This window comes from Agrobacterium sp. 10T429, assembly GCF_056393925.1.
Window position 1 is genome coordinate 810597 of record NZ_JBFTGV010000002.1, and the last position, 13641, is coordinate 824237.

14 protein-coding genes are annotated in these 13641 nt (G+C 58.4%); 7 read left to right on the forward strand and 7 right to left on the reverse strand.

Annotation, left to right across the window (positions count from 1 at the left end; genetic code table 11):
• The first annotated feature begins 181 nt into the window (after window positions 1-181).
• Window positions 182-1156 carry a YybS family protein gene (locus AC1DCP_RS08965; protein ID WP_025592960.1) on the forward strand — a complete coding sequence of 325 codons (975 nt, stop codon included), beginning with the start codon at window positions 182-184 and terminating at the stop codon, window positions 1154-1156.
• 14 nt (window positions 1157-1170) lie between these two features.
• Entirely contained in the window at window positions 1171-1746 is a 576-nt protein-coding gene (gene rplI, locus AC1DCP_RS08970; protein ID WP_003512362.1) for a 50S ribosomal protein L9, read from the forward strand.
• Between the two features lie 271 nt (window positions 1747-2017).
• Here the strand turns inward: rplI and AC1DCP_RS08975 are convergent, their stop codons facing one another.
• Genes AC1DCP_RS08975 through AC1DCP_RS08985 form a run of 3 tightly spaced genes read right to left on the reverse strand, consistent with a single transcriptional unit; the run spans window position 2018 to window position 5256 of the window.
• Window positions 2018-3085 (reverse strand): HlyD family secretion protein, encoded by a 1068-nt coding sequence (locus AC1DCP_RS08975; RefSeq protein WP_003512361.1) that lies wholly within the window; start codon window positions 3083-3085, stop codon window positions 2018-2020.
• 18 nt (window positions 3086-3103) lie between these two features.
• A complete protein-coding gene (locus tag AC1DCP_RS08980) occupies window positions 3104-4804 on the reverse strand; it encodes an MFS transporter (RefSeq protein ID WP_019565390.1) in 1701 nt (566 codons plus the stop codon).
• On the reverse strand, window positions 4801-5256 hold the full coding sequence (locus tag AC1DCP_RS08985; RefSeq protein ID WP_065688182.1) for a MarR family winged helix-turn-helix transcriptional regulator: 456 nt from the start codon (window positions 5254-5256) through the stop codon (window positions 4801-4803). The genes AC1DCP_RS08980 and AC1DCP_RS08985 overlap by 4 nt, the downstream gene beginning before the upstream one ends.
• A gap of 310 nt (window positions 5257-5566) precedes the next feature.
• Between AC1DCP_RS08985 and AC1DCP_RS08990 the strand changes: the two genes are divergently transcribed.
• Entirely contained in the window at window positions 5567-7063 is a 1497-nt protein-coding gene (locus tag AC1DCP_RS08990) for a replicative DNA helicase (protein WP_003512358.1), read from the forward strand.
• A 136-nt stretch (window positions 7064-7199) separates the two neighbouring features.
• Here AC1DCP_RS08990 and AC1DCP_RS08995 read toward each other — a convergent pair whose 3' ends face one another.
• The 4 genes from AC1DCP_RS08995 to AC1DCP_RS09010 all read right to left on the reverse strand — a co-directional run bounded on the left by AC1DCP_RS08995 (window position 7200) and on the right by AC1DCP_RS09010 (window position 10297).
• Window positions 7200-8162 (reverse strand): glycoside hydrolase family 75 protein, encoded by a 963-nt coding sequence (locus AC1DCP_RS08995; RefSeq protein WP_081308526.1) that lies wholly within the window; start codon window positions 8160-8162, stop codon window positions 7200-7202.
• Between the two features lie 181 nt (window positions 8163-8343).
• Window positions 8344-8646, reverse strand: a complete 303-nt coding sequence (locus AC1DCP_RS09000; RefSeq protein ID WP_065688180.1) for an AzlD family protein — start codon at window positions 8644-8646, stop codon at window positions 8344-8346.
• Window positions 8643-9347, reverse strand: coding sequence for an AzlC family ABC transporter permease (locus tag AC1DCP_RS09005; protein WP_065688179.1), 705 nt, complete (start codon window positions 9345-9347; stop codon window positions 8643-8645). The genes AC1DCP_RS09000 and AC1DCP_RS09005 overlap by 4 nt, the downstream gene beginning before the upstream one ends.
• A gap of 92 nt (window positions 9348-9439) precedes the next feature.
• Window positions 9440-10297 (reverse strand): AraC family transcriptional regulator, encoded by an 858-nt coding sequence (locus tag AC1DCP_RS09010; RefSeq protein WP_013635830.1) that lies wholly within the window; start codon window positions 10295-10297, stop codon window positions 9440-9442.
• Window positions 10298-10383: 86 nt separating this feature from the next.
• Between AC1DCP_RS09010 and alr the strand changes: the two genes are divergently transcribed.
• From alr to radA, 4 genes are all read left to right on the forward strand, one after another.
• On the forward strand, window positions 10384-11559 hold the full coding sequence (alr, locus tag AC1DCP_RS09015; protein ID WP_065688178.1) for an alanine racemase: 1176 nt from the start codon (window positions 10384-10386) through the stop codon (window positions 11557-11559).
• Window positions 11560-11624: 65 nt separating this feature from the next.
• Window positions 11625-11879, forward strand: coding sequence for a type II toxin-antitoxin system ParD family antitoxin (locus AC1DCP_RS09020; RefSeq protein WP_025592949.1), 255 nt, complete (start codon window positions 11625-11627; stop codon window positions 11877-11879).
• A complete protein-coding gene (locus AC1DCP_RS09025; RefSeq protein WP_081308525.1) occupies window positions 11876-12190 on the forward strand; it encodes a type II toxin-antitoxin system RelE/ParE family toxin in 315 nt (104 codons plus the stop codon). The genes AC1DCP_RS09020 and AC1DCP_RS09025 overlap by 4 nt, the downstream gene beginning before the upstream one ends.
• A gap of 5 nt (window positions 12191-12195) precedes the next feature.
• Window positions 12196-13596, forward strand: coding sequence for a DNA repair protein RadA (gene radA, locus AC1DCP_RS09030; RefSeq protein WP_003512347.1), 1401 nt, complete (start codon window positions 12196-12198; stop codon window positions 13594-13596).
• Window positions 13597-13641: the final 45 nt, after the last annotated feature.

Genomic DNA, 13641 nt, shown 5'->3' on the forward strand with positions numbered 1-13641 from the left:
AAGCGAGGCCGCGCTTTGGCGCGGCCTCGTCTTCCACGATGCAACTGACTTTTAATCAGTAGGTTGCGAGTTCAAATCCTTCCGCGTTGGGCGCGGATCGATACCATAAAACCCATGTTGGGGACGACGATCCTGATTGGACCGGTCCTCTAACTGCTCAAGTTTCCAGCAGGACAGCGAAGTGCAAAAGTTGAACCAGACAGTGCTGATCACCGGCGTTCTCGCCGGCATATGCGCCGCGTTTCTAACGCTTGGCGCAACGGCACAGTCGTCCTTTTCCTTCCTGCTTTACGCCGGTTCCGCCATGCCCATCTTCATCGCCGGCATGGGCTGGGGAAATCGCGCAGCCGTCGTTGCGATCATCACCACGGCTATCATCGGCGCGCTCGTCATATCGCCGCTTTTCTCGCTGACCATTGCGATCTTCACGCTGATCCCGGCGGGCTGGCTTTCGCATCTTGCCAATCTGGCGCGCCCGGCCTCGGAACTCGGCGGCCCGGATGACCTGCTTGCCTGGTATCCGCTGTCCGGCATCGTCCTGCATCTCTGCCTTCTGGTTTCGGTTGCCGTCGTCATTCTCGGCTGGATGATCGGTTACGGTCCCGATCTCGTCGCGCGCATGGTCGATCTGATGATGACCTCCGTGCAGAGCCGCGAACCGCTGTTCGAACCCAATGTCGAGGCACTGGCGCAGACGAAGTCGCTGCTGGTTCTGATGCTGCCGATCGTTCAGGGCGGCCTGTGGGTCATCCTTTTGTTTGCGGCCTATTATTTCGCGGCCCGGCTGGTCGGTTCCTTCGGCAAGGGTCTTCGCCCACGCGAGGACATTCCTTCCGCACTGCGCATGCACCGCAACGCCATCTTCGTTTTTCTCTGCGGCATCGTCGCCATGTTCTTCGGGGGCGTCGCCGCCATGGTCGGCGCAGTCGTCTGCGGCACCTTCGGCGCGGGCTTCCTGATGGCGGGTTACGCCTCGCTGCACAAACGCGCGCGTGGAAAGGACTGGCGTCTGCCGGTTCTCATCCTCGCCTATCTCTCGGCGGTCTTTGTCTTCCCGCTGCTTATCATTCTCGTTTTGGGATTGAGCGACGTGCGCAGCACGATCTCCCTCACCCCAACGCGGAAAACTGACAATACGAACGAAACCAACACATAGAAAGGATCAAGAAGATGGACGTTATTCTTCTCGAACGCATCAACAAGCTCGGCCAGATGGGCGAAACCGTAAAGGTTCGCGACGGTTACGCACGTAACTTCCTGCTGCCGCAGGGCAAGGCGCTGCGCGCCAACGCCGCCAACAAGACCCGTTTCGAAACCGAGCGCGCAACGCTTGAAGCCCGTAACCTCGAGCGCAAGTCGGAAGCCCAGAAGGTTGCCGAAGCACTCGAAGGCAAGTCCTTCATCGTCGTTCGCTCGGCTGGCGAAACCGGTCAGCTTTACGGTTCTGTTGCTGCTCGCGACGTCGTTGAAATCCTCGGCGCCGAAGGCTTCAACATCGGCCGCAACCAGGTTGAACTGAACACGCCGATCAAGACCATCGGCCTGCACAACGTTACCCTGCACCTGCACGCCGAAGTCGAGCTTCAGGTCGAGCTGAACGTTGCCCGTTCTGCCGAAGAAGCCGAGCGTCAGTCCAAGGGCGAAAGCCTCACCTCCGCCGACGCCATCTACGGCGTTGACGAAGACGCCCTGCGTCCGGAAGACTTCTTCGATCCGGAAGCTGACGGCAACGACGACGACGAATAAGATTTGGCCTTGTGGTCATAAGGAAAACCCCGGATGGCGACATCCGGGGTTTTTTTGGTTTTGTGACTGGAGTGTGCGGAGAGGTTACCCCCCCCCTCTGCCCTGCCGGGCATCTCCCCCACAAGGAGGGAGATCAGCAGGGCGATCCCACATCGCTAATAGCCGCAACGTTGAGGTTGTCGAGCGCAAGCCACAATTCGATCTCCACCCTTGTGGGGGAGATGTCCGGGAGGACAGAGGGGGCGCCTCTCGGCATACTCCAATAGCCAGACTACCTCGCCGCCGTCTCCGCCCCCTCAGGCGCCACGCTCTTGTCCACATGCACGACCACCGACATGCCCGGCGACAGATCCGCTGCCAGCGGCTGATCGGCGTCGATTGCGATACGCACGCCGAGACGCTGGGCGATCTTCACGAAATTGCCGGTGGCATTGTCGGGCTTGATGACAGCGAATTCCGATCCCGTGGCGGGCGAGAACCGCTCGACGCGGCCGTTGAGCTTGCGGCGATGCAGGGCATCCACCGAGATCGTCACCGGCTGGCCGACCTGCATGCCCGCGAGCTGGGTTTCCTTGAAATTGGCGATGACCCAGACATCATGCGGCACAACCGCCATCAACTGCGTTCCGGCTGTCACATACTGACCGGTGCGCACGCCGATTTCGCCGAGCCTGCCGTCCACCGGCGCGTGAATTTCGGTATTGTCGAGATCGATCCTGGCGAGTTCGACCGCAGCCTCGGCATTGGCGACAGCGGCCTGCAGGGAACTGCGGTTAACGATGATCGTCTGCAAATCCTGCCGCGAGACCTCAAGTGCCGCTTTCGCCTGCGAGAGCGATGCCCTCGCCTTTTCAAGCGCGGCATGCGCCTCTTCCTGCAGGCTGGAGGTGCCGGCACCGCTTTTGATGAGGTTGTCCTGACGGTCTGATGCCAGTTGCGCCTGTTTCAGAGATGCCTGCGCGCTATCGACCGCCGCCTCGCTGGAACGGATATTGGCGTTGGCGGCGTTTTCCTGCTGGCGGGAATTGTCCAGTGCCGCTTTTTGCGTATCCAGCGCGGCTCCCGCCTGCGCCTGCTTCTGGCGGTAGATGCGGTCGTCGATCTTCGCCAGCAACGTACCCTGTTTGACCTCCTGATAGTCCTTCACCGGCACATCCACGACATAACCGCTCACCTGCGGGCTCATCGTCGTCACGTAACCACGCACGAAGGCGTTGTCGGTCATTTCGACGGTGGAAAGGAATGGCGGCAGGCGCCATGCATAGAGCACCAGCGCGACGCCGGCGAGGCCACCGAGCAGAACGAGAATGGAAACGGGGGTAAAAATCTTCTTCAGCATATTATCACTCTTGGAGGTTCAAGACTGTGGCGCCGGCGCGGCATCGACATTGTCCCGGAAAAAGCGGGGACGGATGCGCAGCCATGCAAGGTGGAGCAAAAGCGCCATGAGCGCCAGCGCCGCAACGGTGGAAATCAACAGGAACGTATCGTTATAGGCGAGCACATAGGCTTCCTTGGTAACCTGCTGGCCAAGGAGGGAAAGCCCCTCGGCCTTCAGCAGCGCCGGATCGGTGATGACGTGGCTGTAGGCGCCGGAAAGCTGCGACACGCGCTGGGCGACCAATGGGTTGGTGAGCAGGATATTTTCCACCAGAATATTGGAATGGAATTTTTCGCGCAGCGTCACGAAACTGCCGAGCAGCCCGGTCATCAACATCGATCCGGTGATCTGGGTGAACAGGAAGATGGTGATGAAATTCACCAGATAGGGCGCTCCGCGCGCAAGTGCGGCAGCGAACCCCTTTGCCATAACGGGCGGCAGGAACATGGCCGCACCGAAGGCGATCATCATCTGGCTCAGATACATCTGCGCTGGCCGCGTCAGGTTGTTGGACTGGCTGTCCAGAAAAGCGCCGGCCGCAATCAGGGTAAGCGCAATCACATGAGCGGTATCGACATATTTCGTCAGCATCAGCCAGGCACAGGCGGCACCGCCGAGAACCGTCGCCAAAAGCACCAGAGCATAAAGCGTGATCGTCTGGTCGTTCAAAAGGCCAAGCTGCTGGTAGAAACTCACCGCCGTAGAGGATTGCTCGGAGGAAACTGCACGGTAGATGAGCAGGACCGCTATGACATGCAGGTTGGTTTTCGAAAAAATCCAGCGCAGGTCAAGCAGCGGGTTCTTGCGCGGCAACTCGATGACGACCATCAGCGTGAGAAGCGTGATCGACGTGGCCAGAAGCACGCCCAGCCACCATGTTTCGAACCACCAGTAAAACCGGCCAAGCGTGAGCATGACCGCAAGACAGCCAAGGCCACCCGCAAACAGAAGGTAGCTCAGAATATCCGTGCGCTCGATGACTTTCGCCCGCGGCGGCGGCGTGACTTTCAACAGGTAGATCAAGGCGAGCGAGATCAGCGCGAAGCCCATTTCCATCGTGTAGAGGGCATTCCAGCCGCCGATTTGCAGCAAGGAAGGCGAGACGATGCGCGCGAGCGGTGCAGACAGCAAGGTTCCGGTGAGCGCGATGCTGAAGCCCAGCGAGAATTTCCGCGCCGGCGGAAAGGCCTCCAGAATGTAGAGAAAGCCGAGCGAAGAAAGAGGTGCCGCCGCCATGCCGCTGAGGAAGCGGATGACGATCGCCGAATGCAAATCTGTCACGAACAGGTTGAGGCAGGAGGCAACCACGAAGACGATGATCGAAAGTTCGGCAAAGGGACGCAGGCCATATTGCGTTCGCACCTTGAACAGCGCGATGGAAAACGTGGCATAGGGGGCCATATAGGCGGCGGAGAGCCAGGCGACCTCGGCCACCGTGGCGGAAAATTCGCCCTGCAACTGGTATAGATTGGCCATGACGAGGTTCATGCCCAACCCTTGGGTGATGAAGAACGCCAGGCCCGCGAAGATGAAACACAGCCGCAGCCACACTGGCCGCTCCACCGGTTGCGGCGCGGCGGCCGCAGCAGCAGATTCCGGCGCGCTCGCCGGCTTTACCGTCACGTCGGCATTTTCAGAGGCGTTCTCGTCTGCCGTTTGCGGCACCACGGTACTCACGATAGCGCCCTCCCGCTTGCCAGATTTTGCAGATTGGCCGAAAGCCTGCGCATGACATCCAGCGCCATCGCCAGATCCTGCGAGGAAACATCGGCGGCGATTTCAGAACGGAGCGATTTTGCCACCGCCTGCACCGTTTCGGAGGTTTTCTCGCCCTCCTCCGTCATGTGGATGCGTTTGGCGCGGCGGTCGGTTTCGTCGGAGCGTCGCTCGATGAGGTTCTGTTTCTCCATGCCGTCAAGCACGCGCACCAGCGTCGGCGTTTCGATTTCCATTTCCTCTGCAAGCTCCGTCTGGGTCAGCGGCCCGCGTCGCGACAGCGCGAAAAGCGCACGCGCACGCGCCAAAGTCAGGCCGCTTTCCCCTACCCGCGCGTCAAAAAATGCGCGCAGCTTGCGGGTGAAGGCGGACACCTCGTCCAGAAGCTGTTCCTTGTCGGTTTCGCGGGACATGTCAGCAAGCCTTATAATTAGCACACTACTTATTTTCTGCCTATTTATTTGGAAGCCTGCCGATTTTCAAGTTTCTTTCACGTCGGGTCTGCCATGCGATAAACTCATGGCAGCGAATCACGTTGCCGGGAATTTCCCGCCCCTTGTCCCCACCCGCCTGTGGATTGCTGGGGACAACTGAAGATGTGATCCAGCTTCGCAGACAGGACGTCAGGCTGCCATAGAGTGTTGCAACAATATCATTGACTGCCATGGCCAAGGAAGCCAAACCCGAAGTGTAGTGGCAAGGCAAAGGGAGATCGTGCAAACCATGAACGACGCTGTGAGAAAGATCACCCCCGCGCAACCGGCGGAACCGCATTACCGCGAGGCGCCGAACAATATCGAGGCCGAACAGGCGCTGCTGGGCGCCATCCTCGTTAACAACGACGCCTATTACCGCGTGTCGGACTTCTTGAAGCCCGTGCATCTTTACGAACCGCTGCACCGCAAGATTTTCGAAGTGGCGGGCGACATCATCCGCATGGGCAAGACCGCAAATCCGGTGACCATCAAGACCTTCCTGCCCGCAGACGACAAGGTCGGCGACCTGACGGTGGCGCAATATCTGGCGCGTCTGGCGGCAGAAGCCGTTTCGATCATCAATGCGGAAGATTACGGCCGGGCGATTTACGATCTGGCGCTGCGCCGCGCGCTGATCCAGATCGGCGAGGATGTCGTCAACATCGCCTATGATGCGCCGCTGGACATGCCGCCGCAAGCGCAGATCGAAGACACCGAGCGCCGCCTGTTCGAACTGGCGGAAACCGGTCGCTACGATGGCGGCTTCCAGTCTTTCAACGACGCCGTGGCGCTGGCGATCGACATGGCGGGCGCCGCCTTCGAGCGTGACGGCAATCTTTCCGGCATTTCCACCGGCATCCACTCGCTCGACGCCCGCATGGGCGGCCTGCAGCGTTCCGACCTTATCGTACTTGCCGGTCGTCCGGGTATGGGCAAGACCTCGCTTGCCACCAACATCGCCTATAACATCGCCGCGACCTACGATCAGGAAGTACAGCCTGATGGTTCGTTCAAGGCGAAAAACGGCGGCGTTGTCGGCTTCTACTCGCTCGAAATGTCGTCCGAACAGCTGGCAACCCGTATCATTTCAGAGCAGACGGAAGTGTCTTCCTCGAAAATCCGCCGCGGTGACATTACCGAGGCCGATTTCGAGAAGCTCGTCGCCTGCTCCCAGATGATGCAGAAGGTGCCGCTTTACATCGACCAGACCGGTGGTATCTCCATCGCCCAGCTTTCCGCCCGTGCCCGTCGACTGAAGCGCCAGCGTGGTCTTGACGTTCTGGTGGTCGACTATATTCAGCTGATGACTGGCGCCGGCAAGAGCGGTGAGAACCGCGTGCAGGAAATCACCCAGATCACCACGGGCCTTAAGGCGCTCGGCAAGGAACTCAATGTTCCCATCATCGCGCTTTCACAGCTCTCCCGTGCGGTGGAAAGCCGTGAAGACAAGCGCCCGCAGCTTTCCGACCTGCGTGAATCGGGCTCGATCGAGCAGGACGCCGACGTGGTGCTGTTCGTGTTCCGTGAGGAGTATTACGTCAAGAACATGGAGCCGCGCGATATTTCCGATCCGAAATATGCCGAGTGGGAGGCCCTGTTCGACAAGGTGAAAGGCACCGCCGACGTCATCATCGCCAAGCAGCGTCACGGACCCACCGGCACAGTGAAACTCGCGTTCCAGTCCGAATTTACCCGCTTCGCGGATCTGGCCGACCCGAGCTTCAGCCAGTACGAAGAGCATTGATCGGAATTGAGTATTGAGTATTGAGGGCGAACAGGTTTTCGCGCTCAATACTCTGTCCATACTCATAATTCCAGGCGGCTTTGAAACACACAATGCTAAGCCGCATAGACGCCCATAGAAATGTAATCTTAATTTTTCAAGGCAGCGATTCACACGCCTTAAGCCGCTCTTGTCCACCCCATGCTTCGAAAAGCTTTTCACCTTCTTGGTCGATATCAGCCTGCGTGAAAATACCCGTAGCTTTTTTCTTGCGAATATCATCGGCAGGAAAAGTGACGTACTGCACTCGCTTACGATGCAGTTTCTTGATTTCTTCATATGTTGAATCGTTTTTTATGGTTTTACCGCTGAGATAAGACGTAAGCGCAATCGTACCTTCTCCAATGGCCTTAGCGGGGCCGCGATCGCCATTGATCGCATAAGCTATGCGACCAGATTCTGCGTCTCTAACGACAACAATATCTCCGTCATCAGTTCGTATGCCCCCAGAACGCCAATCGACATTTTTGGGCAAAACGACTGCTTTGAATTCACGGCTGTCAAGATAGCGATTTTGATCGCATTCAGGCCTGCTCGTGTCGACGTGAATAGACGTCTGAGACACAAAATAGCCCTTGAACGGACCACTAAGAATTGTGCAGGGCACCATTCTTCGCAAGGCGTTATCATACTTCCACGGTATGATCTGGTCTGTTTCGACCCTCGGATAGCCTGCAGGATTGTATCCAGAGTCCCGCGCCTTTTCGAAAGTATTGATTATTTTTTTGTAGCACGCCCCCTTTCTTTCTCCGCAATTCGCCAACTTTCCTTTTTCGTCATAAATATTAGTTATGGCATTTCCCATATTATTAAAGGCTAGGCCTTTCGTTGCCCACGGATCTTGCGGATGATAAGAGCGAGCTGTTCCATCCGTATTCACCGCCATATCCGTAGCGTAATATAATGATTTCACCTTATGTGATGATGAGTAAATCTCTACTTTTTTATCACCGTGAGTAACGATATTATTCATGTTGCATTTTTCTGCCGCTATCAACGATGTCGATGAAAATGCCTGCACGACAACAATTGACACTAATAGAATATTATTCATACCCATCTATTCGACCCCAGTGAAATTTAAAGCAAAATAAAGGCGCATACTTAAGAATACACGTAAGCCTTGCTCAAGACTATACTATAAGTTGATTATATCAACACGTGTTTTCCATCACTCGAGATTTCATTTTGATGTTCACTACGCCAAAGTGGAGCCTTTTCAGGGCTTTGGCAGAGTTACCTCACAATACGATTCCGCGCAAAAGCGCCACGGTGACGACGCCGAGCGTTGCGGCTGGGAGCAGGCTGAGGCGAAGTGCCGCGACTGCCGTCACCGCGCAGGCGATTGTTTCCGCCATTCCGCTTGAGAATGCCGTTGGCGTCACCACAGCCATCAAGACGGCAGGCGGAACCACGCCGAGCGCTTTTTTCAGACGCGGCGTCAGGGTGAAATGGTTTACCAGCAGCAGACCCCCGAGACGCGTAGCGACGGTGGCCGCCATCATGGCGAGGATCGCCAGCAGGGTGTTCGTATCAAGCGTCATGCAGGCTGCTCCACCTCGTCCTCGCGGCCGAAGGCTGCGACGGAAAGCCCCGCAAGCGCACCGGCGGCTATGTACCAGGCGCCTGGGACCAGCGCGTGCGTGACAAAGGCGGCGGCAGCGCTTGCCAGCAGCACCAGGCCGGTTTCCCTGCCCTTCCAGAACCCCATCAGCAGCACGATGAACACGGCCGGAAAAGCGAAGTCCAGACCGATGACCGTCATGTCGCCCATCACCGAGCCTAAAAGCGCGCCCGTGAGCGTGGCGATGTTCCAGACGAGGTAGATTGGCAGCGCAGCGCCGGTGAAAAATGCGGCCGTCAGCCTACCGGCAACTGCCCTGAATTCCGATAGCGCCCAGGATTCGTCCGTCAGCACCAGCATGGCCGCATATTTTCGCCAGCCGGTAAAATCATCGAGCTTGCCAGCGATGGAAGCACTCATCAGCACATGGCGAAGATTGACCAGCAGCGCGGCAAAACCGAGCGCGCTCCAGCTTGCCGGATGCGTCCACAGATCCATGGCGACGAATTGTGAGCCACCTGCAAAGACGAGAATCGACATCAACGAGGCTTCCAGCGGCGACAATCCCTTGCCGACCGCGACCGCACCGAACACGGCGCCGATCGGCACCATGGCGACCAGCAGGGGTGCCGCAGCTCTCAGGCCTGCGCCAAGCTCTGCACGTTTTTCCAGTACGGACATTGCATTCTCCTTTTCAGAGACATGCGATTACGCCTGCAAGTTTTTCCAGTCTTGAATGAAAGTGACGTTGTGCTTCGGAATGGCCACCAAAATCACGCCGTCCGGAATTGTCCCGGCGTGACGCCGGTGCGCGCCTTGAAATGCCGCGTAAAATGCGCCTGATCGGCAAAACCGCACAGCGCAGCCACCTCGGCCGGCATTTCGCCGGAACGCAGAAGACGGCGCGCGCGCCTTATGCGCACATCCGTCAGATAGGCATGCGGGGTGATGTGGAACTCCTTGCGGAAGGCCCGGATGAGATGCGCGCGGCTGAGACCAGCGATGGACGCCAATTCCTCAAGGCCGATATCGGTCTCGTAATTATCGGAGAGATAGTCGCGGGCGGTATAGACCGCCGTCTTCTCGCGGGTTTCAACGGCCAGGATAATGGCGCTGCCATGCCTGCCGAACAGTGCCGCCAGAACCGAGAACATGCCCTCATCTGCCTCAAGAGCGCCGGACTTGGCCTCCAGCCTGCGATGCGCCATCTGAAAAGCAGCGGCCATCTGCGGATCACGCGGCAGAAACCTTGGAAAGGACGGCATTCCGTGGAAAGCCCTGCCCGTCACATCCTCGATAATATCACGCAGCAGCGCTGCGTCGGGATAGATCATCCGATAACGATAACCGCCGCCACCCGGCGCACCATCGTGAATCTCGTCCGGATTGATGAGATAGAGATGCCCCGGCCCGGTCTGTTCCCTGGTGCCCTGAATGGTGGAAATCTGCGAGCCGCTTTCGATCGCGCCGATCGAGAAGGTATCATGCGCGTGCGGCGAATATTCATGTGTCAGGAACGTCGCGCTCAGACATTCCATGCCGCCAAAACGCGGGTCGCGCCAGAAACGCGTCGTTTCCGTCGCTGCAACCGGCATGACGTCTATGGCCTGTTCCTGCGAAACATTGTGCATAGAACGACTTTAAACCAATCGGTCATTACCGTCTTGAACAAAAGTGCTAGGGTCCGAACCGGTTCCAAATCAACCGGACGCATGGCATGACAGACGACTTCGAAGACACATTTACCGAACACGAAACCGACGCTTTCGAACATGCGCCGCTGAGGCTGACCGTTGATCTCGGCGCGCTTGCCGACAATTGGCGCGACATGAAAAAGCGGTCCGGCAAGGCGCGGACGGCGGCTGTCGTGAAAGCAGATGCCTACGGGCTCGGTATCGAGGATTGCGGCGCGACGCTCTACCATGCCGGCGCACGCGACTTCTTCGTGGCAACGGTGTCCGAAGGTGCGACCTTGCGATCCTATGCACCGGAAGCGCGCATCTTCGTGCTGTCAGGCATCTGGCAGGGCCAGGAGCGTCAGGTCTTCGACAATGATCTCGTGCCGGTTCTGGCCTCGGAGGAACAGCTCTCCTTCTGGATGGCGACGGTTGCCGAACGCGGCGAACACCCCTGCGCGCTGCATGTGGATACCGGCTTCAACCGGCTTGGCCTGCCGCTGGACGACGCGCTGTTTCTGGCAGACGACGTGACCAGGCCGGCGAGTTTCGATCCGGTTCTGGTGCTCTCCCACCTCGCCTGCGCCGACACGCCGTCTTCGCCCATGAATAAGGTCCAGCTCGAATCATTCCGCAAGGTTAGCGCTGCTTTCGAAGGAATTGAATCAAGCCTTTCCGCTTCTGCCGGAATCTTTCTGGGGCCGGATTATCATTTCGATCTCACCCGCCCCGGCATTGCCCTTTACGGCGGCGAGGCAATCAACGATGTGGCAAACCCGATGCGGCCCGTCGCAAAGGCCGAAGCGCGGATCATCCAGATTCGCGAGGCCGGCGAAGGCCAGACAGTCAGCTATGGCGGCACCTATTTGCTGAAACGGGCGAGCCGCCTTGCCATCGCTTCCGTTGGTTATGCGGACGGATACCAGCGGTCGCTTTCCGGTTCCGGCATTCCATTGCGCGAAATGGGCCATGGCGGTGCTTACGGCATAGTCAACGGCCACAAGGCGCCGGCCGCCGGTCGTGTAACCATGGATCTCACCATTTTCGACATCACGGACATACCGGCAAATGCCGTCCGCACCGGTGATTATATCGAGCTTTTCGGCCCGAAAGTGCCGCTCGATGAGGTGGCGCGCGCCGCCGGCACCATCGGTTACGAAATGCTGACGGGGCTTGGTTTGCGCTACGAGCGGCAATATCTGATGGCTGACGACTGAACCACGTCTTTAGCTCTTGGAAAGCGGAAGCGACCTGTGCTAAAAGAGAACAAAAGGAGATCGAAATGCCCGAAATCCATTTGAGCGAGCAGGACGAAAAGTTCATCGAAGAGCAGGTGGCTGCGGGTGTCTATAGCGATGCGGACGCCGTTATTCATGCGAGCCTGCAATTACTGAGCAGCGATGAGGGAAGGATCGTTCAGCTTCGGAACATGATTCGCGAGGCTGACGAAGAGTTTGAGCGGGGCGAGTATGTGACGTTTACGACGGCCGATGATCTAACCGCCTACATCATCGAACGAGCCAGAAACGAAAAGTGATAACGGCCCGCACCTACTCTCTGTCATCGCAGGCCATTCGCGATCTCATCAATATTTATAAGTTTCTGGATGATAAAAATCCGATCGCAGGCGAACGGCTCGTGTCATCCATTGAGCGCAAGATCAAAGACACGGCTCGATTGGGCCTCACGGGAGTGTCTCGAGACTGGATCAGCAACGGCCTTCGCGCCGTGCACCACAAAAATCGCTTTATCTATTTTCGCGTTAAAGAGAATGAACTGCGCATATTGCGTGTCGTCCATGGCCACCAGCACATTGATGCTGAAGACGTAATCGAAAAAGAAAACTGACATAGATGGCCAAAGCCAAGACCCAATTCGTGTGCCAGAACTGCGGCACGGTTCATACCCGCTGGGCGGGAAAATGCGAAGGCTGCGGCGAATGGAATACCATCGTCGAAGAAGATCCGATGGGCGGCATCGGCTCCGGCCCCGGCAAGACGCCGAAAAAGGGCCGGGCGGTCGCGCTCACGGCGCTTTCGGGCGAGATCGAGGAGGCGCCGCGCATTCCGACCGGCATCAGCGAACTGGACCGGGCAACCGGTGGCGGTTTCGTGCGCGGTTCGGCGGTGTTGATCGGCGGCGATCCCGGCATCGGCAAATCGACCCTGCTGATGCAGGCGGCAGCTGCCCTTTCACGGCGCGGACATCGCGTCATCTATGTTTCTGGCGAAGAAGCGGTAGCGCAGGTGCGTCTGCGCGCCCAGCGGCTGGGTGCGGCGGAAACCGACGTGCTGCTGGCGGCAGAAACCAATGTAGAGGATATTCTGGCGACGATTTCCGAGGGCAAACGCCCCGATCTCGTCATCATCGATTCCATCCAGACGCTATGGAGCGACACGGCCGATTCCGCTCCCGGCACGGTAACGCAGGTGCGCACCGGCGTGCAGGCAATGATCCGTTACGCCAAGCAGACGGGCGCGACCATGGTGCTGGTGGGCCATGTGACCAAGGAAGGCCAGATCGCCGGTCCGCGCGTGGTGGAGCACATGGTCGACGCCGTGCTTTATTTCGAAGGCGACCGCGGCCACCATTACCGCATTCTGCGCACCGTCAAGAACCGCTTCGGGCCGACGGACGAGATCGGCGTGTTTGAAATGTCCGACCGCGGATTGCGCGAGGTCTCCAACCCGTCCGAACTGTTCCTTGGCGAGCGCAACGAGAAATCTCCCGGTGCCGCGGTCTTTGCCGGCATGGAGGGCACCCGTCCCATTCTGGTCGAGGTGCAGGCGCTGGTCGCGGCCACCTCGCTCGGCACGCCGCGCCGCGCCGTGGTCGGCTGGGACAGTTCGCGGCTCGCCATGATCCTTGCCGTGCTGGAAGCCCATTGCGGCGTGAAGCTCGGTCAGCACGACGTTTATCTGAACGTCGCCGGCGGATACCGCATTTCCGAACCGGCTGCGGATATGGCGATAGCTTCTGCGCTGGTTTCCTCGCTTGCCGGTCTTGCCCTGCCCGCCGATTGCGTCTATTTCGGCGAGATCAGCCTGTCGGGCGCGGTACGGCCCGTCTCGCATACGGGCCAGCGTTTGAAAGAAGCTGAAAAACTCGGTTTCTCCGCCGCACTTCTGCCGTCTGCTTCGGCTGAATTGCCGAAAGCGGGCAAGGGGCGCTGGACGGAAATAGAAAGCCTGCCGGACCTCGTGGCGCGCATCGCCGGTTCCGGCAACCGGTTCAAACAGGTTGAGGACGACTAAGATTGATCCTTTCGCCAAGGGAAACAGTGGTGTAAGAGGATCGCA